General features: G+C 40.6%; 22 protein-coding genes and 1 riboswitch. Of the genes, 1 reads left to right on the top strand and 21 read right to left on the bottom strand.

The features are described 5' to 3' along the window. Nucleotides 1-41: 41 nt before the first annotated feature. The 19 genes from trmL to metA form a co-directional block, all read right to left on the bottom strand. Complete coding sequence (gene trmL / locus BW961_RS07645; protein WP_068583005.1) at nt 42-506, bottom strand: tRNA (uridine(34)/cytosine(34)/5-carboxymethylaminomethyluridine(34)-2'-O)-methyltransferase TrmL; 465 nt, start codon at nt 504-506, stop codon at nt 42-44. A 129-nt stretch (nt 507-635) separates the two neighbouring features. Beyond that, nucleotides 636-1,724: a 3-phosphoserine/phosphohydroxythreonine transaminase gene (gene serC, locus BW961_RS07640; RefSeq protein WP_068583004.1), complete on the bottom strand. Its 1,089-nt coding sequence runs from the start codon at nt 1,722-1,724 to the stop codon at nt 636-638. Nucleotides 1,725-1,977: 253 nt separating this feature from the next. After that, nucleotides 1,978-3,402: a type I glutamate--ammonia ligase gene (gene glnA, locus BW961_RS07635; RefSeq protein ID WP_068583001.1), complete on the bottom strand. Its 1,425-nt coding sequence runs from the start codon at nt 3,400-3,402 to the stop codon at nt 1,978-1,980. Between the two features lie 262 nt (nt 3,403-3,664). Next, nucleotides 3,665-4,723, bottom strand: coding sequence for a 3-deoxy-7-phosphoheptulonate synthase (gene aroF / locus BW961_RS07630; RefSeq protein WP_068582999.1), 1,059 nt, complete (start codon nt 4,721-4,723; stop codon nt 3,665-3,667). A gap of 253 nt (nt 4,724-4,976) precedes the next feature. After that, on the bottom strand, nt 4,977-5,933 hold the full coding sequence (locus BW961_RS07625; protein ID WP_068582996.1) for a 4-hydroxy-3-methylbut-2-enyl diphosphate reductase: 957 nt from the start codon (nt 5,931-5,933) through the stop codon (nt 4,977-4,979). Nucleotides 5,934-5,977: 44 nt separating this feature from the next. Next, nucleotides 5,978-7,444: a sensor histidine kinase gene (locus tag BW961_RS07620; protein ID WP_068582993.1), complete on the bottom strand. Its 1,467-nt coding sequence runs from the start codon at nt 7,442-7,444 to the stop codon at nt 5,978-5,980. 1 nt (nt 7,445) lies between these two features. Next, nucleotides 7,446-8,135: a response regulator transcription factor gene (locus BW961_RS07615; protein WP_068582991.1), complete on the bottom strand. Its 690-nt coding sequence runs from the start codon at nt 8,133-8,135 to the stop codon at nt 7,446-7,448. Between the two features lie 146 nt (nt 8,136-8,281). Continuing rightward, a complete protein-coding gene (locus tag BW961_RS07610) occupies nt 8,282-9,922 on the bottom strand; it encodes a S1C family serine protease (protein ID WP_068582988.1) in 1,641 nt (546 codons plus the stop codon). A 154-nt stretch (nt 9,923-10,076) separates the two neighbouring features. Then, a complete protein-coding gene (locus BW961_RS07605; RefSeq protein ID WP_068582985.1) occupies nt 10,077-10,727 on the bottom strand; it encodes a response regulator in 651 nt (216 codons plus the stop codon). 2 nt (nt 10,728-10,729) lie between these two features. Continuing rightward, nucleotides 10,730-11,788, bottom strand: coding sequence for a sensor histidine kinase (locus BW961_RS07600; protein WP_068582982.1), 1,059 nt, complete (start codon nt 11,786-11,788; stop codon nt 10,730-10,732). 5 nt (nt 11,789-11,793) lie between these two features. Then, a complete protein-coding gene (liaF, locus tag BW961_RS07595; RefSeq protein ID WP_068582979.1) occupies nt 11,794-12,825 on the bottom strand; it encodes a cell wall-active antibiotics response protein LiaF in 1,032 nt (343 codons plus the stop codon). Nucleotides 12,826-13,020: 195 nt separating this feature from the next. Further along, a complete protein-coding gene (locus BW961_RS07590; RefSeq protein ID WP_068582976.1) occupies nt 13,021-13,212 on the bottom strand; it encodes a hypothetical protein in 192 nt (63 codons plus the stop codon). Between the two features lie 129 nt (nt 13,213-13,341). Beyond that, on the bottom strand, nt 13,342-13,959 hold the full coding sequence (locus tag BW961_RS07585; RefSeq protein ID WP_394327607.1) for a 3D domain-containing protein: 618 nt from the start codon (nt 13,957-13,959) through the stop codon (nt 13,342-13,344). 257 nt (nt 13,960-14,216) lie between these two features. After that, nucleotides 14,217-16,157, bottom strand: coding sequence for a threonine--tRNA ligase (thrS, locus tag BW961_RS07580; protein WP_068582972.1), 1,941 nt, complete (start codon nt 16,155-16,157; stop codon nt 14,217-14,219). A gap of 391 nt (nt 16,158-16,548) precedes the next feature. Continuing rightward, a complete protein-coding gene (locus tag BW961_RS07575; protein WP_068582969.1) occupies nt 16,549-17,451 on the bottom strand; it encodes a putative sporulation protein YtxC in 903 nt (300 codons plus the stop codon). Between the two features lie 370 nt (nt 17,452-17,821). Further along, nucleotides 17,822-18,955 carry a cyclic dehypoxanthinyl futalosine synthase gene (mqnC, locus tag BW961_RS07570; protein WP_068582966.1) on the bottom strand — a complete coding sequence of 378 codons (1,134 nt, stop codon included), beginning with the start codon at nt 18,953-18,955 and terminating at the stop codon, nt 17,822-17,824. 130 nt (nt 18,956-19,085) lie between these two features. Next, nucleotides 19,086-20,261, bottom strand: a complete 1,176-nt coding sequence (locus BW961_RS07565; RefSeq protein ID WP_068582965.1) for a trans-sulfuration enzyme family protein — start codon at nt 20,259-20,261, stop codon at nt 19,086-19,088. Next, on the bottom strand, nt 20,258-21,442 hold the full coding sequence (locus BW961_RS07560; protein WP_068582962.1) for an aminotransferase class I/II-fold pyridoxal phosphate-dependent enzyme: 1,185 nt from the start codon (nt 21,440-21,442) through the stop codon (nt 20,258-20,260). The genes BW961_RS07565 and BW961_RS07560 overlap by 4 nt, the downstream gene beginning before the upstream one ends. A gap of 24 nt (nt 21,443-21,466) precedes the next feature. After that, nucleotides 21,467-22,402, bottom strand: a complete 936-nt coding sequence (metA, locus tag BW961_RS07555; protein WP_068582960.1) for a homoserine O-acetyltransferase MetA — start codon at nt 22,400-22,402, stop codon at nt 21,467-21,469. A gap of 125 nt (nt 22,403-22,527) precedes the next feature. Beyond that, nucleotides 22,528-22,655, bottom strand: a riboswitch (SAM riboswitch). 475 nt (nt 22,656-23,130) lie between these two features. On the opposite strand from metA, the gene corA reads away from it, so the two are divergent. Next, a complete protein-coding gene (corA, locus tag BW961_RS07550; protein ID WP_068582958.1) occupies nt 23,131-24,066 on the top strand; it encodes a magnesium/cobalt transporter CorA in 936 nt (311 codons plus the stop codon). Nucleotides 24,067-24,126: 60 nt separating this feature from the next. On the opposite strand, the gene BW961_RS07545 is transcribed toward corA, so the two are convergent. Both BW961_RS07545 and BW961_RS07540 read right to left on the bottom strand, forming a co-directional pair. Beyond that, nucleotides 24,127-25,140 carry an HRDC domain-containing protein gene (locus tag BW961_RS07545; protein WP_068583469.1) on the bottom strand — a complete coding sequence of 338 codons (1,014 nt, stop codon included), beginning with the start codon at nt 25,138-25,140 and terminating at the stop codon, nt 24,127-24,129. 164 nt (nt 25,141-25,304) lie between these two features. Continuing rightward, a complete protein-coding gene (locus tag BW961_RS07540; protein WP_068582955.1) occupies nt 25,305-26,186 on the bottom strand; it encodes an ROK family protein in 882 nt (293 codons plus the stop codon). Nucleotides 26,187-26,273 lie beyond the last annotated feature (87 nt).

The raw sequence follows: 26,273 nt of genomic DNA, 5'->3' as shown, positions 1-26,273 counted from the left end.
TTCGATATGATTATGTCGAATCCTGCTGTGTTCGACAATTTTTATCTTAAATCATTGAAATCTAATTGTCGCAATGCCTCATATACAACAATTGCCGCCGAATTGGAAAGATTTAATGATCTAACCTGTTCACCCATCGGTATCCGCATGCATGTTTCGGGGTTAGCTTCAAGTAATTCTAGTGGCAACCCCTTTGTCTCTTTACCAAATACAAAAAAGTCCCCATCCTGATATTCAAAGTCACTATACCTTAAATTAGCTTTTGTCGAAGCATAGAAAAACCGGCTGCCCGCATACTTCTCTTGCACCTCTGCAAAAGAATCATGATATTCAATATGAACGGCATGCCAATAGTCTAAGCCTGCTCTCTTTAATGTCTTGTCATCGGTAAGAAACCCAAGTGGGTGAACCAAATGTAAATGTACACCTGTCGCAGCGCATGTTCTTGAAATATTCCCTGTATTTGCCGGTATTTCCGGTTCCACAAGTACGATATGTAATGCCATGATGATATCCTCCATCTATCTATTTATAGTTAGTATAACCCCAATTGTTCCGAGGAACCTCAACAAAAACCCTCCACCAAAGGGTGGAAGGCTAAGAGTACTAGAAAGTGAATGACTAATCAACTTTCCTTACCCATGAGTCTTTTGAAAATGTGACATGAAATCAGCTAGTGCTTTACAACTCTCATAAGGAACCGCATTATAGATTGAGGCGCGTAAACCGCCTACACTACGATGGCCTTTGAGACCCACAAAGCCTTCCAATTCTGATTCTTTAATGAACTGATTCTCAAGTTCCTCAGAAGTCAGACGGAAAGTGATATTCATAATCGAACGGCTACCTGCTTCAACAGGTCCCCGATAAAAGCCACCACTGTTGTCTATTGTATCATAGATAAGCTGTGCTTTCTTGCGGTTAATCTTCTCAATTCCTTCAAGAGCACCTTGCTCTTCCACCCATTTCAATACTTCATTAACCATGTATACTGAAAAAGCAGGTGGTGTGTTATACAATGAATTGTTTGAAGAATGTGTATTATAACGTAACATCGTTGGGATATTCTTCGGTGAGTTATTAATTAACTCTTCCCGTGCAATAACAACTGTAACGCCAGAAGGACCTAGATTCTTCTGAGCACCTGCATAGATAAGTCCGAATTGATTCAGATCAAATTGACGGCTGAGAATATCACTCGACATATCGCCAATCAATGGAATATTGCCTGTATCAGGAAATTGTTGATATTGTGTACCTTCAATCGTTTCATTGGAAGTCACATGTAGATACGCTGTGTCATCAGACAATTGAATATTGCTAAGATCAGGTATAGACATAAACTTATTCGCTTCCGATGTAGCTACCACATTTGTTTGCCCAATCAGTTTGGCTTCTTTGATTGCTTTATCAGCCCAACTTCCCGAGTGAACATAGCTAGCAACTTTACCTTCTGATAGTAAGTTCATAGGAAGCATTGCAAATTGCGTACTTGCTCCGCCTTGTAAGAAAAGGACTTTATATCCCTTTCCGCCACCAAGCAATGACAGCAGACGACTTTCTGCTTCATTATGTACTTCTTCGTAAACTTTACCGCGATGAGACATCTCCATAATAGACATTCCTGAATTTCTGAAGTCCACAAATTCAGCTTGTGCACGTTCTAGAACTTGAAGCGGTAGTGCAGCAGGTCCTGCATTAAAATTATAGGCTCTCTTAGTCAAGTGTACTCCCCACCCTTTCTCTTTCTTCTTTTATGATACCGCAATGATAGCAGTATTCCTACCACCCATCAAGTACGATTTGCACTTTCGAACTTAAATCTAACATTAAAATTATTTATAGGTAAATACATTTTTATTTATCGGGTTAAAGCGACACAGTAGAAAGGCATTCTTCCTTATAATACATTCAACAAGGAAGATCCTTCGGGAAACCCGAAGGATCAAGATAAGTTATGATTTTATAATACCAATTCTAGCAATCGAAGTAGAGGCTATATTCATGTGGATGAACACGAACTGCTACTGCCTTAGCTTCATTACGCTTCATATTAATATAGTTATCGATGAAGGACTTCGTGAACACTTCACCTTCTGTTAAGAATTCAAAGTCTGCTTCCAAAGCATCCAACGCTTCATCCAAGGTACCTGGAACACTGCGGATTTTGAATTTATCTTCATCGGACATTTCATAGATATTCTTATCCATTGGACCATAACCCAATTCTTGAGGATCAATCTTTCTCTTAATACCATCAAGACCAGCCATCAACATTGCTGAGAACGCAAGATAAGGGTTAGCTGTGGAGTCTGGTGTACGGAACTCAATGCGACATCCTTTAGGCGTTACAGCGGCTACTGGAATACGTACGGCTGCGGAACGGTTACCTTTGGAGTACACAAGGTTTACTGGAGCTTCATAACCAGGAACCAGACGTTTGAATGAGTTCGTAGATGGGTTCGTCAATGCAATCAATGCTGGTGCATGATGCAGTATTCCACCGATGTAATGTAAAGCCATTTCACTCAGGTTAGCATATCCACCTTTTTCATAGAAAAGAGGCGTGTCGCCATTGAAAATGGATTGGTGGACGTGCATCCCGCTACCGTTATCACCGAAAATAGGTTTCGGCATAAATGTTGCAACTTTACCATATTGGCGTGCTGTATTGTGAACGATATATTTATAAACAAGCAAGTTATCTGCTGTTTTCTTCAAAGTATCAAAACGGAAGTTGATTTCAGCTTGACCTGCTGTTGCCACTTCATGGTGATGACGTTCTACGCGCAAGCCCGCTTCTGCAAGCAAACGGCACATTTCACTACGGATGTCTTGTTGCGTATCTACCGGTGCAACTGGAACATATCCACCTTTGACACCAATTTTAAAGCCCAGGTTACCGCCTTCTTCTTTACGATTCGTGTTCCATGCTGCTTCTTCCGAATCAACGAAGAACGAAGAACTATTCATGCCACTTTCGTAACGCACATCATCAAAGATGAAAAATTCTGATTCAGGTGCGAAGAATGCTGTCGTACCTACACCGCTCTTCTGCAAGAATTCTTCTGCTTTAGCAGCGATTCCGCGTGGGTCACGCTCGTAACGCTCGCCATCTGGCGTATGGATGTTACACATAATGTTCAAAGTAGGGTGTGCAGTGAAGGAGTCGATAAATACTGCTTCAGGGTCAGGCATCATAACCATATCTGATTCTTCTATGCCGCGAAAACCGGTAATTGAGGAACCATCAAACGCAACCCCGTTCACAAATGTTTCTGCGTCTACTTCTGAAGATGGTAATGAAATATGATGAGCACGTCCTTGTAGATCTACAAAACGAAAATCTATCCACTCAATATTATTATCCTCAATAATTTTCAATACGTTCTCAACTGACATTTCCTTTTCCCCCTAAATTCCGAACATTAACCATCCAATTGATTAAAAATGTTCATGATTTCTTTTATCTGATGTCGCAATTATAGAACGTATTTTTTTTAACGTCAATACGTATGTCAGGTATTTCTTTTTAATATGTCATATAATCTAACATAAGTGTAGAATTATCTAAATGACAAAAAAAACCACTTCCGATTTCATAACAAAGCCGGAAGTGGTTTGAATTTTTTAACGATTCATTTTGACAGGTATCATTATGCTCTTACACTCTAGAAAGAAATTTCTCTGCTGGAGCTTTCTCTGTATTGAAGGTTCTACCTACAATAGGAGCCAACTTCTCTAAATCTTTCAATAATTCTGCAAATTGATCCGGGAAGAGGGATTGTACACCATCACCCGTCATTGAATTATCAGGATCAGTATGCATTTCAACAATAAGACCGTTAGCACCCGCAGCTATAGAAGCTTTAGACATCGGAGCTACCAATTCACGGCGTCCTGTACCATGACTTGGATCAGATATCACTGGCAGGTGACTTAATTGTTGCAATACAGGGATTGCAGCTAAATCAAGCGTATTACGAGTATAGGACTCAAATGTTCTAATGCCTCGTTCACATAACATAACATTTGGATTTCCTCCAGCTAAAATGTACTCTGCAGCATTCAGTAACTCATCGTAGGTTGCACTGAACCCACGTTTAAGAAGAACTGGTTTGCCACAGGTTCCTAGTTTACGTAGTAAGTCGAAGTTCTGCATATTACGGGTTCCGATCTGTAAAATGTCCGCGTATTCAGCACAAATATCAACATATTCAGGGGTCATGACTTCAGTAATTGTTAACAATCCATGTTTCTTTCCTGCTTCTTGCATCATGATAAGTCCTTCTACACCAACACCTTGGAAGCTATAAGGCCCCGTCCGTGGTTTGAATGCCCCACCTCGCAACACCTGACCGCCCGCAGCTTTGACCAATGCAGCGATCTCATCAATCTGTTCTGCTGACTCTACAGCACAGGGTCCTCCCATAATAACAATCTCTTTCCCGCCTATCTTCACACCTTTAATATCAATAATCGTATCTTCCGGGTGGAAATCTCTGCTTGCAAGTTTATAAGATTTAGAGATCTTAACCACGTTCTCTACACCCTTCATTTGGCGTAAATGTTCGGATAACTTAGGATTCACACTACCAATCAAACCGATAACGGTTCGATCTGCTCCCCTAGATACATGAGCCTGTAACCCCTCCTTCTCAATCACTTTTACAATTTCCTCTATTTGTTCGTCCGGCGTTACATTCGAAGTTATTACGATCATAATTTATGTCATCCTTTCCTTATATTAATTTTACACTAACACACTTAGACGCTTGCACGCTTTTAAGCTTTTATGCTGTTATGCTTTTAATCACTAAAGTAAATATACCCGAAGTTATGTATCCCGTCAAGTCCAACAATATAGGTTGAACGCAAAAAAAGACTCGAAAGATGAGTACTCTTTTAAAAAAGAGTCTATCTTTCGAGTCGCATTTCTATCCATGATCATTAGCTAGTTCTTAGTTATACATGGGTTATATTATCGTATTACTTTTCACTTTAACAGATGGAAGTAACTTCTTCATATTAACCGTTCGTACCGTTTCCCACGTACCTGAATCATTAGGGTCATACTGTTCAAGATATCGTATAACTTCCTTCGTAATAGGTGTAGGAGTAGAGGCACCTGATGTAACGGCAACTTTAGAGATTCCTTCAAGCCACTCCCGCTTAATTTCAGTCACATCGCCGACCCGATAAGCTGTAACGTTAGCTATCTCCTCGGATACTTGTGCAAGACGATTCGAGTTATTACTCATTGGATCACCTACAACGATCACGAGGTCTGCTTGACCCGCTTGTTCTGCTACCGCTTCTTGACGTACTTGTGTTGCTAAGCAAATTTCATTATGCACTTCAGCAGAAGGGAATTTCTCTAATAATTTCTTCATAATATGCTTAATATCCCACTGACTCATCGTGGTTTGATTCGTAATAACAATCCGCGTGGAATCTAAATGAAGATCCTTTATTTCTTCTTCTTTTTCAATGAGATGAACATGCTCAGGTGCGATACCAATAGCCCCTTCAGGCTCTGGATGACCACCCTTACCAATGTAGATCACTTCATAACCATCGTTGACCTTTTCCTCAATCAGAACATGGGTCTTGGTTACATCTGGACAAGTCGCATCTACCGTGGTTAATCCTTTATCCCGAGCAATCTTACGCACTTCTGGAGAGACACCGTGAGCAGTAAATATAACAGTTCCACTCTCTACTTTATCTAGAATATCAAGACGGTTAGCACCATCCAATGTAATAATACCATCGTCTTCAAATGAATTCGTGACATGGCTATTATGGACAATCATACCCAATATATATATAGGCCGGGGAAGATCTAAATTCTGAGCCGCTTGGCGTGCAAGCACCATCGCATCAACGACTCCGTAACAATATCCCCGAGGAGAAATCTTAAGCACTTCCATGGTATCGACCTCTTTTCATAAGCTTAACTCTTATCCATTATACCTTATTCCAATGGGACAGGAAAGATCATTGGGAGCCAGATAATAAAGGTTGTCCCTTCGTCAACTCGTGTTACAACTTCTATAGAACCATCCATTTCTTCAATAATCCATTTCGCAATCGACAATCCTAAGCCAATACCTTCTGTGACCCCTCTTGACTGATCAGCACGATAGAAACGCTCGAAGATTAATGGGACATCCTCTTTTTCCATCCCAATGCCTGTATCCGCTATTCGTATCCCTATTTGATCTTGATATCTAAATGCATCTAGAGATACCTGACCTTCAGGTGTGTATTTGAACGCATTCTCAATAAATATAAACAGCATTTGTTGCAAATAATCCTTATTGCCGAACACATAGACACCATTTAGTGTGGATAAGTTACCTATGATCCATTCTGCTTGATGAGGCAGAAATTGAGCTCGACGAACAACTTCCTCAACCAAGGGCTCGAGTGGAACCGGTGATTTCATAAAAGTCTGTCCTGTATCTGCACGCGCCAACGAAAGCATGTCGCTTACAAGTTGACTCATTCGTTTGGCTTCATCGGAAATATCACCGAGTGCTTCTCTAGACACTATCTGCAATGTCTCCTCATCCATGTTAGGACGATCTCCCGATTCCTTATCCCACATTTTCTGTAGAAGATCAACATTCCCTCGAATCGTCGTAAGCGGCGTTCTCAGTTCATGGGAGGCATCTGACACGAATCTTCGCTGAGCTGCATAGGCGTCTTCTAATTCTTTGTAGAATCCATTCATCCGGCTAAGCATATTATTTACGGTTCCTATTAACTGACCAATTTCATCCTGAGGACCATTATACTCAATCCTTACGCTAAGATCAGCGCCCTTCTGTATTTGATTGGCTGCTTCAATCACTTTACCTATTGGTCGAATTGATTTATGTGCAAGGAATAATCCCAAGCTCGAAGCGATAATAATCATGATCGCCGAACCCAACACAAGAATATTTTGAAGTCCATCTAATAGATTTTGCTCTGATTTGGTATAGGCAGCAATTTGGAGAAGGCCTATGACAGGCCCTCCATCATAAGCAGTAAGGGGTGCTTGATATAAAAGAAACGGACTCCCATCAATTTGAATACGGCTGAGACTTGCCACCACTTTTTCAGGTGCAGTTGAGGGAATAGGGATCTCAATCAAGCTTAATCTTTTTAAATTCTGATCAGGTATATTTACACCTGTAGTATAATCGTGTATCTGTGCAATAATCTGTGTTTCCTCAAAGTTATTTAACGTTTTCGTAAATGTGAAACCCACTGTCCCTGTAAATCGATCAATAGTTATCAACGGATTAATTCGTTTTATCTGCTGATAAATTCGTTTCTCCACTTCATCATACGTATTATAATAAATAACGCCATATACAATCGAACCAAAGATAATCAATGTTACAGCTAGAATGGCTGAATACCATGCCGTTAATCGAAGTCGGATGGACATATTATGTATCCCCTCTTAGAATGTATCCTGCTCCACGGATCGTCTGAATGATTCGTTTCCCTCCATGCTCTTCCATCTTTTGACGCAACATCGCTATATATACTTCTAATACATTGGATTCTCCGCTATAGTCATAACCCCATATCTTGTCCATGATCAAATCGCGGGATAACACACGCTTTGGATTCTGCATAAATAAGTTCAGTAGTTCAAATTCTTTAGCCGTTAACTCTAATCGAACACCACCTCGCAGCACTTCTCTTGCATCCATATCGAGAATAATATCTTCGTAGCTGAGCTTTGGCTCTCCCGCCTCATTCAGGCCAGGTTTACGTCGAAGTAATGCACGTACACGAGCTAGCAACTCTTCAAGTGCAAAAGGTTTCACCAAATAATCGTCTGCTCCAATATCTAACCCTTTAACACGATGTTCAATCTCATCTTTGGCGGTTAGCATTAGAATAGGCACCATACTTCCGCCTTCTCGAAGTCTTCGGCACACTTCAAAGCCATCCACCTTAGGCATCATAATATCGAGTACAACCAGATCCGGCTCGCTATTAAGGATCATATTTAAACCCTCTGCACCATTTGCTGCTGTTGAAACATCGTATCCTTCAAAAGCAAGTCCTCTACGTAACATTGAAATAATCTTCTCATCATCATCAATCAGTAAGATCGTAGAACGCATACATCATAACCCCTTTAATAATAGCTATTTATAAACATGTTGAAGTTCCTTGTATCGTCTCTACTCTACGATAACATATAGCAATAGCGAAAGGAGAGAATCCCTTCCGCTATTACTTTTAAAAATTTCCGATTGTTGTTCTGTTATTACTTAGTCGTGATGTTAAAGTCATTCTTATTTCCAATCGTAACAGGAAGATTAACTTCTTTTCCATCCCGCACAATATTTAGAGTAATCTTGTCTCCCACTTGTTTCGACTGAATGAACACGATAAGATCCTGACTCGTAGGATACTTTGTATCATTAATCCCTACGATGATATCATACGGACGAACATCTGCAGCGTAAGCAGGAGATTTAAAGGTAACTTCAGAAACGACGGAACCTTCTTTCACCGTTGATCCCATTTGCTTGGCTACCTCATCGGTCATCGTTAACAAAGAAGCGCCAATGAATGGAACTGGTTTTTTGGGAATTTCTTGATTATTCTTAAGCTTATCCACAACTTCAGAGATTACATTCGTTGGGATAGCAAATCCAATGCCTTGTGCGTCAGCACTCACTGCAACATTCATTCCGATTACTTCACCTTTTAGGTTCAAGAGCGGTCCACCGGAGTTACCAGGATTAATAGAAGCATCCGTTTGTAATAAATGTTCGTACTTACGCGTACCACTACCGTCTTCTTCATTGATATCTATTGTTCGTTCCTTCGCACTAAGCACACCGGATGTAACCGTATGATCAAACCCTTGTGGATTACCAATTGCCACTACACCTTCACCTACCGATGTATTATCCGAATTACCAATCGGAACGATAGGGAAATTGTTGTCGCCTTCAATCTTAAGTACCGCTAAGTCAAGTTCTTTACTTGATCCAAGAAGCTTAGCTTCGTAAGGCTTATTATTACCTTCTATCGTCACTTGTATCACATCTGCACCATCAATGACATGATGGTTAGTCAGAATATAACCCGTTTTATCATAGATAAATCCAGATCCTATACCGTAGGGAACCAATTGTTGTGATTTAGAATCAGACGATGATCCATTATTCTCATTATTCTCACTATTACCGCTTTTCCCTTGATCGCCAAAGAAATAGCTAAAAGGGTCGTTAGAATATGGATTAGTCTGCTGCCCACTTCTAGTATTACCTGACTTAACCAACGTTGCAATCTTCACAACCGCAGGGCTTGCTTCCTTAAATACACTTGCCACATCTCCTGGCTTCGACAAAGGTAAAGATGTCGCAGTAGCAGAAGACGAACCTGACTTATTATCAGGTGTTGTTACGAGTGATCCATTTGACTCCACTGGAGCAATCGCCGCAAGCGATGTGTCCGGTGTGAACAAGTTCATACGATCCGCCGTAAACATGAGAGACGTAATGACCACCATCCCTGCTAAGAATGACACCAATATCGTTTTAACCGAGCTTTTCGGTTTTTTGCTATATTGCCAGTTACCATTCCCACCGTTTCCGCCATTTCCACCAGAATCATTTCCACCATAGTTGTTATTCCCTCCACCTTGGCCACCTTCTGAAGAACTGAATGCAGTTGCCACAGGTAAGTTCCGAAGAGGTCGAGGTGGCGTAACTTCCACTTTATCTCTATCATAAGAATTATCTTCATTCTGTATCACACTATCTTCACTTATCGATTTAAACGGTCCGTAGGAATAATAATAGGAAGAACCTGATTCTGAAGACTCTTTGCTTTTCGACATTTCTTGATCCAAATCTTCTTCCAATCGTCCAAACTTCTCATTTCGCTCATCCATCTTTAATTACCTCCTATACCCTTACCTCATTGTTGTAGGCGGGATATTATTTAACTGTTCTTATCATCGCCCATAAACCTTAATGGCACATTAAAAACAATTTAAAGAGAGATAAAACATCAAATAATAGATTCAGCTTATGTATCATTTATATCTATGCCCATCCTTTACGATGTGCAAAAATTGCGAGCTGAGTTCGATCATCTAATTCACATTTCATAAGCAAATTACTAACATGTGTTTTGACCGTTTTGATACTAATATGTAGCTCCTCACCAATATCCTTGTTACTTTTTCCTTCTGCAATAAGAAGGAGGACTTCCTTCTCACGTTCAGTAAGCCCAGATGCGTCCGCTTCGACCGTCCGTTGGCGAATGCCCCGCGTTAAAGCCTGAGAGACATCTCCAGTCATCACGGGCATACCCCTAAAAGCACCTTGAAGCGCATATATTAACTCTTCCGCCGATACCGTCTTAAGCACATAACTAACGGCTCCTGCTTCTATAGCATCTACTACTAGATTATCTTCAAGAAAACTAGTTAAGATAACAATTTTCATAAGGGGATGTTCCTTTAGAACTTCCTTAGTGGTCTCTGCACCATTCATGATTGGCATCATCAAATCCATGAGTATTAAATCCGGAGGACCTTCTGGAAATCCAAGTTTCAGCATATCCAATGCTTCTTGACCATGTCTTGCTTCCCCAATGACTTCGAACTTCGGTTCCAACATGAGATACGTTTTGAGCCCCATACGTACCATATCATGATCATCTACAAGTAAAATCTTTATATTACCTTCCATCGTTATACTTCCCCCTCTTGTGTAGAATTCAGAGAATCTTTCTCTCCTGGCGTAAATTTAGGAATATGCACTCGGATCGTCGTCCCTGCGCCTTCTTTACTAATGATTTCTACATGTCCGCCCAATTTCTCTGCTCTTTCTCTCATGGTAAGTAGTCCATACGATCCTTGTTTTTGTAATCCTTCATTAAAACCTTGACCATCATCACTCAAACTAAGAACCACCTGATGTTGCCCTTCTCGCAAAGACATACTCACCAAGCTCGCATGTGCATGCTTCACAATGTTAGCCATAGCCTCTTGAATAATAAGAAACAGTTGATGTTCTATCGCTTCAGCTAACTCTCCTTGCAACTCTAGTTCCTTCATCCCTTTAAGTCCATTTTGACGACAATAATCCGGAAACCATTTCTCTAGTGCCTCAGCCAAGCATGTACCTTCAAGTTCCACGGGTCGAAGCTGAGCAATGAGTGCACGCATTTGTTTCTGTGCTAGATGGGACATACTAATTAGCTGTTCCATGACCAGCTTCCCATGCTCCTCATTGTGTACCATCACCTTAGGAAGAGCCGATGCAGACATATGAATGGCAAAAAGCTGCTGACTGACTGTGTCATGCAGATCTCTTGCCATTCGTCGCCGTTCTTCAATTACTGCATTCTCCGCTGACTTCTCATGCTCCAATACTTCTTGGACGCCTAATCGTTGCAGTAACTTCATCTTTTTCTCTACCGTATCCATCATCGTATTGAACTCGTAGTATACACGTGCGAACGATTGATCTTCTGCTACAGGCATCCGAACAGATAGATTCCCTTTGGCTACCTGTAACATATTAAGATCTAGAACATCAATTCCACGCTGAATACGCTGACCTGCCATATAACCTATAACCACTGTGAATATGATAATACCTAGCGAGTAATACAACCACATCACATTGTCCTTCACTTCAATATAACCCATGTAAACGCCCATATATATAACGCCAGCCATAACGACTCCACTTAGTAGGAAATAAAACAGTAGCAACCATTTCGTATTTTTAAGAATTTTCACCATTCGCTTTAACCTACCGTATTGACTTTAATATCACCAATAAAGGCACTGACATTAATGACTATTTTCTTTTGAGATTCTCTGAAATAAGGCGTGGAAGTTTGAACAGAACTCATAAACCCACTTTTCGATTGAGATAATATGGACATATCACCAATAAAGGAACTTGAGTTCACCTTGATCCCCAAATCCATATCATCGGGAACATAGATCTTTATATCACCGATAAAAGCAGAAATATTAATCTTCGTTTTACCATAAGGAATTTGAGCTTTCGTTAGATCAAGAACTGTATCTCCAATAAATTGAGATATGTTGGTGGGCTTTAGTTCGAAATACTCTCGTCCCATATGAACGTCACCAATAAAAGCGGATTTATTTATTTTTTCCCTATTACCGGAGCTTTCGAAATTGTCGAATTCAACCTTGAATTTATGTTTTTTATGTCTTCTATCGTATTTGTGATGCGAATCTTCTTCCTCATACCCGTCGCTATCGTCAAATTCAAAATCGAATTTGTTGCGTTTCAATTCATTTTCTTTTCTATTGCCAAACGAAGTTCCGAACTTCTCTTCAAATTGCTTATCTAACGTCGACTGAGATCCTCCATCTAAATCAGACAAATTCGGTAATTCAGATGGTTCTGGTGGGAACCCAATAGGCTCAATCGGTGCCTTCATTTTCTTACTAGATGCAGGACGATTTGGCTTGAATATGACATGAAGTCCACATAAAATTAAAAATCCAGGCACTAAGTACTTAAAGAAATCACCAGGACTTATAATATCCCAATCTAATGCACGTGCTTGAAAATACCCTCCAATGGCAATAAGAATGAACGCACCTAAGAATGAACCACCTTGACCACGTGAGGTTAGCAAGTTTTTCAGACCAACATATATTAATATCAGCGGCCAGTATGTCGAAATAATAGAGCCTAAACTAATATCCACATACCCCATTTGTTGAAGCAAGAATATAACACCTACACCTATAAGCACAAATCCACCAAAGAAACGATCAGACCATCCTTTTCTCATGCTAAGCTCTCCTTATCCTCTTTCTTTATACTTAGTGTACAACAGACTTGTCATTTCGGAAACCGACCTCAGAATGATAAATACTCAGTCTAGAGGCGGAGACGTTAACAACATAAAGAATGCCCTCACCATATAGGTTAAGGGCATTCTTTGCTTGTCCGAAAGGTATGTTAGAGCTCACACTTGAATCACAAATTAGTCTTGAGATTCAAATTCTGAATTATACTTTTCATTTGGCGTTTTGTAATTTTCTTGCACTTTATTTGGTTTCTGAATTTGACCATTTTCCTCAGCAAATTCAGCGTTAAACTTTTCATCCGGAGTTTTAAAGTTATCTTGCACATTCTTTTGTCTTGAATTTTGATTCTGATTTTGATTATTTGCCATGAGATTTCCACCTCCTCTTAACTTGCATTTGCAAGCTTTAAGTAGGGCTACAACTCTTTTCCCCAGTCCATAGTATGTAACAAGGACAGAAATTTATGCAGCATGGGAAAAAATCAAATGTCTTCATAATCAAATCGATTTTTCAAGCACAAAACTTGGTAATGATTTATAGGTTTCGATCGCTTGACCTAGACTCCGTAACATCTTTTCTGTGCATTTCCCATTTCCTCGCCTAATCACTTGTACTTCCACACTTTTCTTGCCCCATTCTTTATACACTTGTTTTGTTGTAGCGAAATAGAGGTCTATCTTGCGTCCTTTGATGGCAGAACCAGTATCAGCGACAACACCGTATCCGTAGCCTGGAATATATAGAATGCTACCTAATGGAAATACTTTAGGGTCCGCAGCAATCGTCGATATCTTATTCTTATCACGTTTCACTTTAACTCCAGAATAGGTAACCCCATATTCCGGATGGCTTGGCTTTTTACCTGTAGATTCGTATCCGGCAGTATAACCTGTTGCGACAACTTTAACAGTTCGAATGACCTGTTCCTGATTTGGAGCTGAGACCGTAACGACCGGAGCCTTAACTTTACTTGTTGTTTGCGTTGTTACTTTATTCGCTGTTGGTTTCGTTACTTGCTTAGTCGGTTGCTTTACCGTCGATATCGTTGCAATATTCTTGGTATTAGTATTACGAGCATAATATTGCTGTTGTTGGTAACATATATTTGCTGGCATTCCAGCAAAGCTACACTCTGCATAACTCATGGAAGCAGCATAGGATTTATTATCCCCAATTACCACACCAATCAAGAAAACACATATCAAAATCCTTTGCCAAACACTAATTCTAATCATAAGAAAATCTCCCCCTTACTAGCGAGGGTTCCCATTACAACAGATATATATACATAAAGGATTGTCAGACCATGTATTCTTGGCCTGACAATCCTTCACTAAACAGATAACTATTATGAATCAAATATCGTTATAAATTATGAAATATGGTGATTTGAGATCTCGTCCTTCAGCATGGCAATGACCTCATCGAGAGGTTTAGCCCCGATATCTCCCTCGCCACGTTTACGGATCGCAACCGTACCACTATTCATTTCATTCTCACCTATTACGAACATGTAAGGTATTTTCTCAAGTTGACTTTCACGAATTTTGTAACCCAGCTTTTCATTACGTAAGTCAGCTTCAACTGAAATACCACTAAGTTTCAACTTGTCTACAACCTCGTTAGCGTAACTTTCAAAAGCACCCGATACTGGAATAACTTTAACTTGAACCGGAGACAACCACAGTGGAAGTGAACCTGCAAAGTTCTCAAGTAAGAATGCAGTCATACGTTCCATCGTTCCAAGAATACCTCGGTGGATAACAACAGGACGATGTTTCTGACCATCATCACCAACATATTCTAATTCAAATCTTTCAGGAAGCAGAACGTCAATTTGAGTTGTAGAAAGTGTCTCTTCCTTACCAAGTGCTGTCTTAACCTGAACGTCCAACTTAGGACCGTAGAATGCTGCTTCGCCTTCTGCTTCAAAGAATGGAAGCCCCATTTCTTCTACAACTTCACGAAGGATACGTTGTGTGGATTCCCACATTTCATCATCTGGCCAATACTTCTCAGTATCCAGAGGGTCTCTGTAAGACAATCTGAAGCGGTATTCCTTGATTCCAAAGTCTTCATACACTTTAGTAATCAGTGTAACAACACGTTTGAATTCTTCCTTGATCTGATCTGGACGGCAGAAGATATGCGCATCGTTCAGCGTCATTGCACGAACACGATGCAATCCTGTCAAAGCTCCTGACATTTCATAACGGTGCTGCATACCTAATTCCGCAATACGAATAGGTAGATCACGGTAACTGCGCATGTCACTCTTATACACCATCATATGGTGAGGACAGTTCATTGGACGTAACACGAGTTCCTCGTTATCAAGTTCCATTTTAGGGAACATATCTTCTTGGTAGTGCTCCCAGTGACCTGAAGTTTTGTAAAGTTCCACATTACCAAGCACTGGCGTATAAACATGTTGATACCCTAGATTTTCTTCCATATCTACGATATAACGTTCCAATGTACGACGTAATTTGGCACCTTTAGGCAACCACAACGGAAGACCTTGACCAACAAGTGGTGAGAAGGTGAACATCTTCAATTCTTTACCTAATTTACGATGATCGCGTTTCTTCGCTTCTTCTAAGAAATGCAAATGCTCGTCCAATTGTGCTTTTTTAGGGAAAACAGTTCCGTAAATACGTTGCAACATCTTGTTCTTACTGTCCCCGCGCCAGTACGCTCCCGCAACATTCATCAACTTAAACACTTTAATTTTTCCAGTTGAAGGTAGATGTGGTCCACGACAAAGATCGAAGAACTCACCCTGATCATATATCGAGATGATGCTATCTTCAGGAAGATTGTTAATTAATTCCATCTTATACGGATCTCCAAGATCACCGAATATTTGTAACGCTTCTTCACGACTAACTTCTTTACGAGTAATTGGCAAGTTCTCACCAATAATACGTTCCATTTCCTTCTCAATCTTCTGCAAATCCTCTGGGTTAAGGCCATGCTCAAGATCCATATCATAAAAGAACCCATCCTCAATCACAGGACCTATGCCAAGATGTACCTCTTTGTTCCCGAACAAACGCTTCACAGCTTGAGCCATAACATGAGCTGTACTATGACGCATCACCTCAATACCTTCAGGCGAATCCAGTGTCACAATTTCAATAAGTGCTCCTTCTTCTAATGTTGTGGATAGATCCACTACTGCTCCATTAAATTTACCTGCTACAGCACTCTTCTTCAGACCACTACTTATGGACGCTGCTACATCTTCAATACTGCTACCTTCTGCGTACTCACGAACGGAACCGTCCGGTAATTTAATACTAACTGCCACGTTAATTCCTCCTAATTATTTCTATTATTCAAAAAAAAGAAAACAAAAAAACACCCATCCCGGTCAAGGGACGAGTGTTATCACCCGTGGTTCCACCCTAATTTGACAATTGAATAACTACATTCCTTTAAACGTTGAATGCACAAACAATGTCCTTCATCAGCATTGTGTAACGGTAATGAACCGGCAATTCTTACTGTCCTCTAAGGTATATCCAATAGAAGAGTTCATAATTGCAACTACAAAGGGGTAAACCAACGTCGGTACTGAAGGGAATTACAGCCAATGTTCCCTCTCTCTAAACAGCCCTATTCTTCGTGGTCCATGTCTTCATCAATGCTTTTGGTCAATTTAACAGTTATTATAATTCTAGCTGACACTAAACGTCAAGTCATATCTTCTCTTTCTCCCTAAAGAAAACATCGCAGTTTGGGCAATAGTGGCATATTTCTACTCGTTTATCGAATATTTGTAACAACGTTTTGACCGCTGGCATTTGTGAATCACGTGTATGAAGTATTAATTTAGCTGGGGATACCGAAATAAGTGTACTAACAACGGCATCTTCCATCTCCATATCTTGTTGATCAATTCTTTCAACAAAAACACCTTCATTTAATTTGGTTTCCAATGGATTCATATTCTCATCAAATAATAACAGTTCCTGTCCGCCCTTATGAACGACATGAACTAATGGAATTTGTGGCTCCTGAAAATACACGAAGTACTTGAGTAGACCTACAAACTCTTCATACTGTCGATCAACTAAGAACTCGTCTACGGCGTATTCGATAATTTCCCGCAGTTCTATGCCATAATTTTGAAGTCGAAAAGAAATAAATCCATCTATATTTAACACAGAACTCTCCACTAAGCATTGTTGTAAGCTCTTAGAGAGCATCCGATAACGACGTTTCCATGGTTCGTTCGGAGTGCCTTTCCCTTTCTCTAACAAAGAGACGCAATGCTTAATAATTCGCTCAGACTCCTCTTTACCGGAGAAGTCAAACTCATCCCGAAGCAACGTTCTAATTATATGTTGTTCCTTTATTTCTAAGATGATTTCAGCTGCTGCCTCTGCAGCAAGCTCGTATAGAGCGGTCATTCCATCACCCAAGGAGATCTTTTGTTCATTCCCCATGCATTGCCATACTGAGGTGCCTTCACTTGAAATACATGAGAATTTCAATGTCTTGTATTTCTTATGTAGTTCTTTGTTTTTTCTCGAAACAATGTTTTCAAATGTTACTTTTTCTGCGGCCGCTGTCGTAGCTGATATGCTGAATAGTACCATGGAGAACACTCCTTTCATTATCCTTGTTAAGTATATGGTCCCTGAACAGAGGATATACGGAAGGGGTTAGTGGAAAACAAGCTAACATTTCTCAGTTACGTGTCCGTATGCTTTTTTCAAGTGAGAATCATACGATGAAACAAGTAGAAACGGCTGCGAAGTCCTTCTCAAAGGACGACACCGTTTCAGCGGAAATATAAAGAATAGAGTATTAATATAGATTGAACTAAAGACGAACCCTGAACTTGGGAGAGCAAACTTTAGTTCAATCTATCTAGTGAAACTTATACTTTCTTATATTTAAAAAAAGGGACTGATCCTAGAGGTCATATACAGACCTTTTAGGACAGCCCCTCAAATTGGGTAATATTTAATTTTGCATTACAAAATCACGATCAATCTTTGTTCCATCTTCAAACACTTTCAAGATATCATATTTGGTGTTTCGTTGAGCTGGAATTTTACCCGCATCACGGATCAATTGAACGATAGATTCTATATTCACCTTATGAACTGCTCCAGCAGAGGATACCACGTTTTCTTCCATCATCGTACTTCCGAAATCATTACATCCGTAGCTCAATGATAATTTACCAATTTCAGGTCCCATCGTTACCCATGAAGACTGTAAATGAGGCACATTATCAAGTAAGATACGACCAACAGCGACAGTCTTCAGATAAGCTTCCGGTGTCTCACGTTCACGTACAAAGTTCGTATTATCCGGTTGAAAAGTAAATGGGATGAATGCCAAGAACCCTTTGGAGTTATACTTATTCGTAATGCACTCATCTTGCGCGTCACGAATACGCAACATATGAAGTGCTCTCTCTTCCATTGTCTCGCCAAAACCAATAACCATCGTAGCACTAGTGTTCATGCCTTGCTTGTGCGCAATTTGCATAACGTCCATCCATTCGCGCCAAGTGCCTTTCAATCGGCTAATCTTTTTACGAATACGATCATCCAGAATTTCGGCGCCTCCGCCCGGAAGCGAATCAAGACCCGCTTCATGCAGCTCGCGAACGACTTCTTCTAGTGATAATCCTGAAACCTTATGCATCGTACGTATTTCAGCTGGTGAGAAGGAATGCATCGTAATGTTAGGGAAACGTTGTTTTATCCCTTTGAGCAGGTCCGTGTAATAATGAAATGGAAGATCAGGATTCGTTCCACCTTGCATCAAAATTTCGGTACCACCTACATCCTCCGTTTCTTTAATCTTCTGATAGATGGCTTCATTCGGTAACACATAACCTTCAGTTGAACCCGGTGCTCTGTAGAACGCACAGAAACGACAATATGTATCACAAATGTTAGTGTAGTTAACGTTGCGTCCAATAACGAAAGTCGTAATCGGCTCAGGGTGTATCCGTTTCATGAGAATATCTGCTGTATGTCCTAACTTCTCAATCTCGTTACTCTCCATAAGTCTAACGCCTTCTTCTAGATTAAGACGTTCTCCTCGAATTGCTTTTTCTAATATACGATCTACTGTATTCATAAAGGCAACCTCCCTTAATATGATAATAAATAATATGATAATAAGAATGACATTCCAACTATTCCATCTTAACATAATGGACTCACAAGAAAAACAGCACCGTATAAACGATGCTGTTTGTCATTCGTTCTTAGTCCTCTTGCAGTGCCTGATTGAGATCATTAATTAGATCCTCAATATCCTCTAAACCAACAGAGAAGCGAAGTAATCCGTCCGTAATACCTCGTTCAGCACGAACTTCGACTGGCATAGCAGCATGAGACATCATCGCAGGATAAGATAAAATACTCTCAACAGCCCCCAAGCTTACGGCAACCAAAGGGATCTGAACTTTATTGAGCACTTTCTTTGCACGTTCACCTGATCCAACATCGAAGGACACGACTGCGCCATACCCAGTGGACTGTTTCTCATGAATTTCTCTGCCCGGGTGGTCTTTCAATCCAGGATAGAACACAGAAGAAATATCTTTTCTTTCATTAAGCCAAGAAGCCAGCTTCCCAGCACTAATTTCACTTTGATTCATACGCACTTTCAGCGTCTTCATTCCACGAATAAGGAGCCACGAATCCTGCGGACCTAGAACGGTACCTAATCCATTCTGAAGCTGCTTTAACTGTTGTCCCAATGAAGCAGTGCGAGCTACAGTAAGTCCAGCTAGAACGTCACTGTGCCCTCCTAGAAATTTAGTCGCACTATGGATAACAATATCCACACCTTGTTCAATTGGACGTTGATAGTAAGGCGTCATAAACGTATTGTCCAACATGGTAATAAGATCATTCTCTTTAGCCCAGTTGGTGACAGCTGCTACGTCTGTAATTTTCAATGTAGGATTAGACGGTGTCTCCATATAAACAGCCTTTGTATTAGACTTAAGGGCTCCTTTTACCTGTTCTAAATCTGTCATGTCAACGAAGGTAGTCTCAATACCTAATCTGCTAAGGATACTTGTTAAGAGTCGATACGTTCCACCGTATACATCTTCCGTAACAATCACATGATCTCCTGAGGAAAACAACATAAATGTACTCGAGATTGCTGCCATTCCTGAAGCGAAGGCTAGCCCGCGCTCGCCACCTTCTAATAGAGCAATATAATCTTCTAACGCTTGACGCGTAGGATTTCCAGAACGGCTGTAATCATATTGAGGTGGATTAAATACATCTTCATGATGAAATGTTGATGCTTGATAGATTGGAACGCTAGATGCTCCAGTCGTACGGTCAATTTCCGATCCAAAATGGATTAGCTTCGTAGCAAAGTCTGCTTGAGAATGGTTTCCGGATTCTTGTTGATTACTCATCCTTGTTGTCCCCCTTCAATTTCTTCCCGAGCTGCATCTAGTGCCCCTCCAAGATCTGCGATTAAATCCTCCACATGTTCTATACCAACAGAGAAGCGAAGTAATCTATCGTCCACCCCAATCGCCTCACGAATCTCCAGAGGGATATCTGCATGGGTTTGAACTGCTGGATACGTCATCAATGATTCCACACCACCGAGACTTTCTGCAAAAGCAATCAATTTAATATGTCTAAGTAAGGGCTCTACGTAACGAGCATCTGTCACTTTAAAAGAGAAAATCCCCGTGTTACCACTACATTGCTTCTTCTGAATATCATGTCCTGGGTGATCCTTCAGTACGGGATGAAATACTTCCGCTACGGCAATATGCGTAGTTAAGAATTCAGCTAGCCGAATCGCATTACTCTCATGTCTCTCCATTCGCAGTGCCAATGTCTTCATTCCACGCATCAGTTGATAAGAATCTGTCGGTCCGAGTACAGATCCGATAGAATTATGAAGGAAGAACATCTCTTCTGATAATTCCTTACCTTTCGTTACAATGATTCCTGCCAATACATCGTTATGGCCACCCAGATACTTCGTTGCACTATGAACAACAATATCGGCTCCGAGTTCCAACGGACGCTGAAAGAACGGTGTCATTAATGTGTTATCTACAATCGTAAGCAATTGGTGTCTTTGTGCCCAAAGAGAGACTGCTTCAATATCCGTAATCATCATCAATGGATTCGTAGGTGTCTCAATAAAAACTGCCTTCGTGTTCGGGCGTCTGTTACTCTCTAATGCATCCAGATCATTCGTGTCCACGTAAGAGGCCGTTATTCCAAATCTGGAAAGAATTCGTTCGAATAGTCGATATGTACCACCGTATAAATCTAATGAGACAATGAGATGATCCCCTTGGCTGAACATCGCGAAGACAGTCTGTAATGCAGCCATTCCTGAGCTACATGCGAAGCCTGCATCGCCAGATTCTAGTTGAGCCGAAGCATCTTCTAACACTTTACGGGTTGGATTCTTCGTCCGTGAGTAATCGAATCCTGTACTTTTCCCTAGCTGAGGATGGCGAAAAGCTGTAGCTTGATAGATCGGGAAATTGATTGCTCCTGTCACTGGTTCCTCAATGGATCCAATCTGAGCCAACCTACTCTCTATTCGTAACCTTGTCTCCTTCATACTTCTTCTCCCCTTTTTTTGCCTTTATATTTGCGGCCATACTTCCAGCGTTTCTCCAATATCAAAAGGTGTCTCTTGGTATACATAATAATTCAGCCAATTTGCGAATAATAAACTTGCATGTGCACGCCATATTGCAGGAGGCATACGCGTAGGATCATTTTTAGGGTAATAATGTTTAGGTAAGTCTATTACTAAGCCTTTGGCTACATCACGTTCATATTCCCACTTCAACGAAAATGGATCATATTCGGAGTGACCCGTAACAAATATTTGCTTGCCATCTTTCGTAGCTACAATGTAAATACCTGCCTCTTCAGATTCTGACAAGATCTCAAGTTCAGGGATGCCTTCAATATCCTCACGACGAACTTCCGTATGACGGGAATGAGGCGCATGAAATACTTCATCAAACCCTCTCAATAACTTAACATTTGGTGAATTGACCGTATGTGGGAATACCCCAAATACTTTCTCGTCCAGTTCGTATTTCGGAACTCCAAAGTGATAGTAGAGCCCTGCTTGAGAAGCCCAACATATATGAAGTGTCGATGTTACATGGGTCTTACTCCATTCAAATATTTCTTGTAACTCATCCCAATAGTTAACATCTCTGAATTCCATTTGTTCCACAGGTGCTCCTGTAATAATCAGACCGTCAAACCGACTAAATTTTACTTCATCAAATGTTTTATAGAATGTTCTCAAATATTCCTCAGATGTATTCTTGGAAATATGTGAGCTTGGATGTAACAATACAATCTCTACCTGAAGGGGTGAGTTCCCAAGGAGACGGAGTAATTGTGTTTCCGTCGTTTCCTTCGTAGGCATTAAATTGAGAATCGCTATTCGCAGGGGACGTATATCTTGGTGATAAGCAAGACTTTCATCCATGACAAAAATGTTCTCCCCAGCAAGTATTTCCTTCGCGGGTAACGTATCTGGAATCTTAATCGGCATGCTGATTACACTCCTTTGGTTGACATCGGCGATAATCATGAGGAAAGGGTTCTATAAACAAAAACAACCTAAATCCATAGGAAATATCCATAGGAGAAAGGTCATCATCGTTAATCTATGCGCCTCTCTCATCTCTCAAGAAGGACTTGCCGACAATTCGACAAATCTTCCTGCAAGAATTAGCACCGTGCGTTATTAAACGCCGGTTGCCGGGTTTCATCGGGCCTGTCCCTCCACCTGCTCTTGATAAGATTTCGCTTTATTCATTTGTATTTTAATTAATTTTGGTAATATTTATACCTGAATTCACTTTAAATCATAACGTTACCTTCGTCAAGAAGCGAACTGCTTTTTTACAGAAATTTTTCAATCCGTTAACACCTAGATCACGAAATGATCATAAGCTATAGACTAGACGTAACAACCTTTTTTCTTCTTGAAAGGATGTTAGGAGGACGTTATACTAGACAAGTATTACATTCCTAAAACGAAGAAGAGGTGACATGGAAGATGGACGGCGACCCGAAACCCCAGCTGATGAATGATGTAACACAACCGCATAGGACTAGAACCAGCCTGTTGGAGGAAGGAGCTATTCAATTTCTCCGTGTGTAAGGATCATCTTACCTTACCTTTAACTTCACTCCAATAAAAAGACTGAGCTCTTTTCTATGCGCGTAACTTAGCGCTACCCATGGCAGATCATGGGGATGAAGGAGTGACTACTAATGAAAATTCGATTGGTTAATACAGGGGTATTTACCCCCATTGATGACATCCAAACTACACTAACACCACCTGAGGAAGGATTCTACTGGATCGACGCAGATGCAGAAGACCTCACTTTATTGCAACCTCTCTTCTCTTTACATGACTTAGCTGTTGAAGACTGTCTTAGTGAGGATGAACAACGTCCTAAGATTGAAATATATGAGAACCACTACTTCATCGTAGTAAACAGCATCCGGTTCGATGATGAAGAAATTTTCCTGCGCGCCCTCAGTGTATTCTTAGGGAGAAATTATATTATTACCGTTACGAATCAAAAAATAAATGAGCTCCGCTCATTGAAACCCATCCTTTGGGAGCAAGAGGTTAGTTCACCTGATCGATTCTTATATCTACTCATTGACTTAGTTGTCGATAACTATTTTACTGTTGGGGATCGAATCGAAGCCAAAATCGAGAAATTAGAAGAAGACATTCTAATGCATACTAAGAAATCTCATCTTATCGAAATTATTGGACTTCGAAGTGAAATATTATGGCTGAAGAAGGTACTCGGACCGCAAAAAGAAGTCATTAACATTCTCAATAAGAAAGATCTTCGACTAATCGACGACCAGCTTCAGAAATATTTCAGTGATATTTATGAAAATGCTGTAAAAATCACAGAAACATTCGAAACGTATCGTGATCTAATGGGTAACTTACGAGAAGCTTACCAGTCCAGTATCGCTAACCGAGCGAATGAAATTATGAGAGTATTTACAGCCATTACAACCATCTTCATTCCTTTAACACTGATTACCGGGATTTATGGAATGAACTTTGACAACATGCCTGAATTACACATGAAATACGGTTATTTCATGATCATCGGTATCATGGCTTCCTTAGGTTTCGGTATGTTCCTCATATTCAAGAAAAAGGATTGGCTCTAATCATAGCACAAGGACGAAAGACGCTCTGTCTACAGAGAATCTTTCGTCCTTGTGTCATATTTAACCGACGTTGCGTCTAGCTTCCTGATCCCGTCGAAACCGAATACGAATCATTCGTATACGTTCATATAATTGATCAATATTTCCTCTAGCCATCGAATCTTTACCTTCCCCATACACTTTCTGTAGTACTGGCTTCAAGAACATATCTCCGAGTTCTTCAAATGCCGACCATACAGCATCCTGCTCGACAATAGCCATTTCTTGCAGTTCAATCTGTATAAGATGCTCGGTGTCATAACCTTCTTTCTCCAGTTCCTCCAAAGCTTCAATGATTTCTTTCCGAGGCGAGTTACATGCCTGCTCTAACTGTTCAACGTTCTTACCTTCCGATATTCCCATCATAAGCGTACGACGCATCCTATACTGATCAAGTTCAAGCTTGTATTTCTGTTCCTTCTGCTTGAATACCCAAGTCATATACACCTCTTCGTTCAATTCAGTGTAAACCCAATTTAATGGGAAGATATGATTGCGTGTTACTTTAGCTGTGATCTCTAAAATATCAGTGCCATAGTCCCCCGCTTTGTGATCTCCCACTCCTGGCAGTTGCATTAGTTCATCCGCAGTGTGAGGGATAAAACTACTAATTAGTCTTAATAATTTATTACTTGCAATGAAATACGGAGCCTTACGTTCAGAGACAGCTCTCCTACGTCTCCATGCGCATAACTCGTTATATAATTCTTCTTCAGGATGAAATTCACTATAACAATATAATTTCTGCACACTTTGACCACGATAACGTTGTTCTTCCTCTTCATGAAATACGCCCTCTATGATAGGTCTGTAACCTTCTCCAAGCTTGATGGCGAGGCCGTGACGATAGATACACAGCAACTCATTCCATGAGACACCTTCGTACCATGAGGAATCAAGGTATTCTTCATTGATCTGGAAATCTCGCCATCCTAGATGCCAAATACCTTCCTCTTCACCAATCCATACTTGTGCTGCCGTTTCCTCATCACTTCTAGATCCTTTGACTAATCGATTCATGAAAACAATCTGCATATTACATCCCTCCCCCTCATTCAGTACAACACGCAAAAAAAGCCCCCCCCTTACAATAATGTAAGAGAGGTGCTTCCTCGGTCGAACCATGTTATACTGTTATCCCTATAATACCATATACTGTCATTTCGTCAACGAGAATTCATATCTACACGTATTCGAAATTAAGCTTCCTCAAGTGCTAACCGTGCAAGTGCTAATGCACCACATAGTCCTGCATTATCACCTAGTATTGGAGAGACAATATATTGCTCGATATCTTTATTAATCGATGAATGCTGTACATATCCATTCAGAAGAGTACGGAGCTCACGATGAATCAATGGAAATAGTTGACGCTGCTTCATAACGCCACCGCCCATAATGATCTTTTGCGGGGAGAGTATCAATATATAATTCATTAAAGCTTGTGCTAAATAGTACGCTTCCATCTCCCATGCCGGATGATCCACACCTAGTTCAACACCTTGTAATCCAGAACGCCCGCTAATTGCTGGACCTGCAGCTAATCCCTCTAAACAATCTGCATGATAAGGGCACGTTCCCTTATACGAATCTTCTGGATGGCGACGAACGATGATATGTCCCATTTCAGGATGAGATAATCCATGCAACATTTTCCCATTAACGACAGCTCCTGCTCCAATACCCGTACCCACTGTAATATACATACAGCTATCTAGACCTTGTCCAGCACCCCATAAATGTTCTCCAAGCGCTGCCCCATTCACATCTGTATCGAAACCTATCGGCATATCAAAATGTGATTTCATATGTCCAACGATATCATACTGGCTCCAATGAGGTTTTGGTGTGGTCGTAATATAACCATATGTATCGCTTTCTTTAATGGGATCAATGGGTCCGAAAGAACCAATACCGATTGCTTCGATGTCTTTTCCTTCAAAAAAAGCGACTACCTGAGCCATCGTCTCTTCTGGCGTTGTTGTTGGAAAACTAACTCTCTCTACAACTTCACCATCCTTCGTACCTATACCACAGACGAATTTAGTTCCGCCTGCTTCAATCGCTCCTAATAAACCCATGTGTCAACATTCCCTTCTGCTTAAGCTGAATTCCCCCTATTATATTATAGTATTCTTTTTGTAGATACAACGATAAGACACAATAAG

It is taken from the genome of Paenibacillus macquariensis (assembly GCF_900156375.1).
Classification (GTDB): Bacteria; Bacillota; Bacilli; order Paenibacillales; family Paenibacillaceae; genus Paenibacillus_AQ; species Paenibacillus_AQ macquariensis.
The sequence above is the reverse complement of the archived record's forward strand: the minus strand, read 5'-3'. Positions and strand labels throughout refer to the sequence as shown.

Bases quoted from the DNA above. Each gene is read 5' to 3' on its own strand.
- corA (WP_068582958.1), top strand. From the start codon at position 23,131: ATGAAAATTCGATTGGTTAATACAGGGGTATTTACCCCCATTGATGAC.
- aroF (WP_068582999.1), bottom strand. From the start codon at position 4,723: ATGATCGTAATAACTTCGAATGTAACGCCGGACGAACAAATAGAGGAA.
- BW961_RS07625 (WP_068582996.1), bottom strand. From the start codon at position 5,933: ATGGAAGTGCTTAAGATTTCTCCTCGGGGATATTGTTACGGAGTCGTT.
- BW961_RS07615 (WP_068582991.1), bottom strand. From the start codon at position 8,135: ATGCGTTCTACGATCTTACTGATTGATGATGATGAGAAGATTATTTCA.
- BW961_RS07605 (WP_068582985.1), bottom strand. From the start codon at position 10,727: ATGGAAGGTAATATAAAGATTTTACTTGTAGATGATCATGATATGGTA.
- BW961_RS07600 (WP_068582982.1), bottom strand. From the start codon at position 11,788: ATGGTGAAAATTCTTAAAAATACGAAATGGTTGCTACTGTTTTATTTC.
- BW961_RS07565 (WP_068582965.1), bottom strand. From the start codon at position 20,261: ATGAGTAATCAACAAGAATCCGGAAACCATTCTCAAGCAGACTTTGCT.
- BW961_RS07590 (WP_068582976.1), bottom strand. From the start codon at position 13,212: ATGGCAAATAATCAAAATCAGAATCAAAATTCAAGACAAAAGAATGTG.
- BW961_RS07620 (WP_068582993.1), bottom strand. From the start codon at position 7,444: ATGTCCATCCGACTTCGATTAACGGCATGGTATTCAGCCATTCTAGCT.
- metA (WP_068582960.1), bottom strand. From the start codon at position 22,402: ATGCCGATTAAGATTCCAGATACGTTACCCGCGAAGGAAATACTTGCT.
- BW961_RS07585 (WP_394327607.1), bottom strand. From the start codon at position 13,959: ATGCCAGCAAATATATGTTACCAACAACAGCAATATTATGCTCGTAAT.
- glnA (WP_068583001.1), bottom strand. From the start codon at position 3,402: ATGTCAGTTGAGAACGTATTGAAAATTATTGAGGATAATAATATTGAG.
- BW961_RS07610 (WP_068582988.1), bottom strand. From the start codon at position 9,922: ATGGATGAGCGAAATGAGAAGTTTGGACGATTGGAAGAAGATTTGGAT.
- BW961_RS07545 (WP_068583469.1), bottom strand. From the start codon at position 25,140: ATGCAGATTGTTTTCATGAATCGATTAGTCAAAGGATCTAGAAGTGAT.
- liaF (WP_068582979.1), bottom strand. From the start codon at position 12,825: ATGAGAAAAGGATGGTCTGATCGTTTCTTTGGTGGATTTGTGCTTATA.
- BW961_RS07560 (WP_068582962.1), bottom strand. From the start codon at position 21,442: ATGAAGGAGACAAGGTTACGAATAGAGAGTAGGTTGGCTCAGATTGGA.
- BW961_RS07540 (WP_068582955.1), bottom strand. From the start codon at position 26,186: ATGGGTTTATTAGGAGCGATTGAAGCAGGCGGAACTAAATTCGTCTGT.
- trmL (WP_068583005.1), bottom strand. From the start codon at position 506: ATGGCATTACATATCGTACTTGTGGAACCGGAAATACCGGCAAATACA.
- BW961_RS07575 (WP_068582969.1), bottom strand. From the start codon at position 17,451: ATGGTACTATTCAGCATATCAGCTACGACAGCGGCCGCAGAAAAAGTA.
- mqnC (WP_068582966.1), bottom strand. From the start codon at position 18,955: ATGAATACAGTAGATCGTATATTAGAAAAAGCAATTCGAGGAGAACGT.